The 2,647-nt window shown below is 48.1% G+C and carries 3 protein-coding genes; 1 reads left to right on the top strand and 2 read right to left on the bottom strand.

Features of this window, described 5'->3' with window-relative positions; genetic code table 11:
* Both B7Y67_RS14880 and B7Y67_RS14885 read right to left on the bottom strand, forming a co-directional pair.
* The coding region (locus tag B7Y67_RS14880; protein WP_293599309.1) for an MFS transporter at positions 1–695 on the bottom strand (695 nt) is incomplete at its 3' end.
* A 5-nt stretch (positions 696–700) separates the two neighbouring features.
* The gene (locus B7Y67_RS14885; RefSeq protein ID WP_293599310.1) at positions 701–1,921 is read right to left on the bottom strand and encodes a CaiB/BaiF CoA-transferase family protein; all 1,221 of its coding nucleotides are present in this window, start codon (positions 1,919–1,921) and stop codon (positions 701–703) included.
* 78 nt (positions 1,922–1,999) lie between these two features.
* On the opposite strand from B7Y67_RS14885, the gene B7Y67_RS14890 reads away from it, so the two are divergent.
* Positions 2,000–2,647, top strand: a 648-nt coding sequence (locus tag B7Y67_RS14890; protein WP_293599311.1) for an ATP-binding protein, incomplete at its 3' end; no start/stop codon positions are given.

A 2,647-nucleotide genomic window follows, 5' to 3' on the forward strand; every position in this document is an offset into this window, starting at 1 on the left:
TGAAATCCACACACAAAATATCCCAAGGTAAGCAACTTGAAACTCGGGTTACGGATTGCTTCTTTTAAAGCTTGCTTGATAGTTTGATCGTTGCCTTGATGTTGATTGATAGCCTTGGGTTCACGCAACATAAATGCAATCGGAATCATGAGGCTGGCCATGAGTGCCAACATCAGGAGCGCATCATTTGCACCAAGGCTGCTGAGTAATCCTTGCTCAACCGGAATCATGAGGAACTGTCCAAATGATCCTGCAGCTGCAGCAATGCCCATTGCCCACACTCTTTTTTCTGCAGCAACGTTGCGACCCAATATTCCATAGACCACACTGTATGTTGTTGCAGTTTGCGCAAGACCAATGAGTAATCCACCAGCTAGTGAAAAATTCAAGGCATCTGTGGAGATGGCCATGCCAGCTAAACCGAGTGCATAAAGTGCACCACCAGCGACCATGATTTTGAATGCACCATAGCGATCTGCTAAGGCACCTGTAATAGGTTGAACTGCACCCCAAATTAAATTCTGTAATGCGATAGTTAGCGCGAAAGTTTCACGGCCCCAACCATTTTCCATTGTGATTGGTAAATTAAAGAGACCAAATCCATGGCGTATCCCCATGGAAAAAGTTACCATCAGGCCGCCAAAAATCAGTACCTGTTTCAGAGATAGTTTTTGGCTTGTCGTGCTCTGGGACATTGGATTTAAGTAATCCCTTTTTCTTTCAGTGTGGCAATAGCCTGAGAATCAAGACTAAGGCGCTCCCGAAGTATTTCATCGGTATGCTGACCCAAGGTGGGTGGAGCCATACGGACCTCTACCGGGGTCTCTGATAGACGCATTGGGCTACCAACGAGCTTCATAGTGCCTGCCGTAGGGTGCGGAACATGGATTTGGACGCCACGGGCCTTTACTTGCTCGTTATCAAACACTTCTTCAAAGTTATTGATTGGCCCACAGGGTACGTTTGCCGCTTCTAAAAGGCTAATCCACTCGGCCTTTGTTTTACGGCGCGTCATCACTTCTAGTAATGGAATCAATGACTTACGATTCTCAACGCGGATTGGATTATTAATATAGAGGGGGTTTTCAGCCAAATGGGCCTCGCCACCCGCTGTGACAAAGTGCTTGAACTGCCCATCGTTGCCAACTGCCACAATCATCCAACCATCTGAGGTCGGAAAGGTTTGATAAGGAACAATGATGGGCGAGGCATTGCCCCAGCGACGAGGTACTGTATCTGAGCATAAATAGGCGCTGGAGACATTGGCCATCACTGCAATCTGGGTATCAAGGAGGGCCATATCAATATATTGACCCTGTCCCGTTTTATCTCGATGGACGACCGCAGCCAAAATAGCGGTGCTGGCATACATACCGGTGAAGATATCGGCAATGGCGACCCCCGCTTTTTGTGGGCTAGCCCCCGGAAAGTCATCTGCTTCACCGGTAACACTCATAAAACCACCCATTCCTTGGATGATGAAGTCGTAGCCAGGGCGATGCGCATAAGGACCATCTTGGCCGAAACCAGTAATAGAGCAGTAAATCAGGTCAGATTTGACCTTTTTGAGGCTTTCATAGTCCAAGCCGTATTTGGCTAGATCACCCACTTTGTAGTTTTCAATGACGACATCTGACTCTTTGGCCAGTTGGTGAATGATTTCTTGACCCTCAGGCTTACTGATATCTACCGTAATAGAGCGTTTATTGCGATTAATACAGATGAAATAGGCTGTTTCTAAGGTGTCATTGCCCTGGGCATCCTTCACAAATGGAGGACCCCAGTGCCGGGTGTCATCTCCAACGCCTGGGCGCTCCACTTTAATGACATCTGCACCGAGATCGGCGAGGTTTTGTGCGCACCACGGGCCGGCAAGCACACGGCTGAGGTCTAAAACGCGAATATGACTTAAGGCTCCCATTCGTCAATTTTGGCATGAATATAGGGGTAATTGATGAAAATTCAGGTTTTGTTTCAGACATGACTACAATTTCCGCGCATGGCTACACGTAAAACTTCCGAATACAGCGAATCATCGATTCAGGTTCTAAAAGGACTTGAACCCGTCCGTCAGCGGCCGGGAATGTACACCCGCACCGACAATCCTTTGCACATCATCCAGGAGGTGCTCGATAACGCTTCTGATGAGGCTTTGGGCGGATTTGGCAAACAAATCATCGTGACATTGCATACCGATAGCAGTGTGAGCGTGGAAGATGATGGGCGTGGTATCCCCGTTGGTATGCATCCAACTGAGAAGTTGCCGGTAGTAGAAATCGTTTTTACCCAACTTCATGCTGGCGGTAAGTTTGAAAAAGGCACTGGTGGTGCCTATGCTTTCTCAGGTGGTTTGCATGGTGTCGGTGTTTCTGTAACAAACGCCTTATCGAAGCGCCTAGAGGTCACTGTATGGCGTGAAGGCCAAATTTCTACTTTGACCTTTGCTGAAGGCAAGGTCATTGAAAAGCTCAAAACTAGCGCTGCTGGCAAAGAAGATAAATCTCACGGCACCCGTGTGCGTGCATGGCCAGATGGCAAGTACTTTGATAGTGCCGCTATCCCGATGCCTGAACTCATTCGGCTCTTGCGCTCTAAGGCAGTTTTACTGCCAGGCGTCAAAGTCACCCTCATTCAAGAGAAGTCTGGC

The organism is Polynucleobacter sp. 35-46-11 (assembly GCF_002281105.1).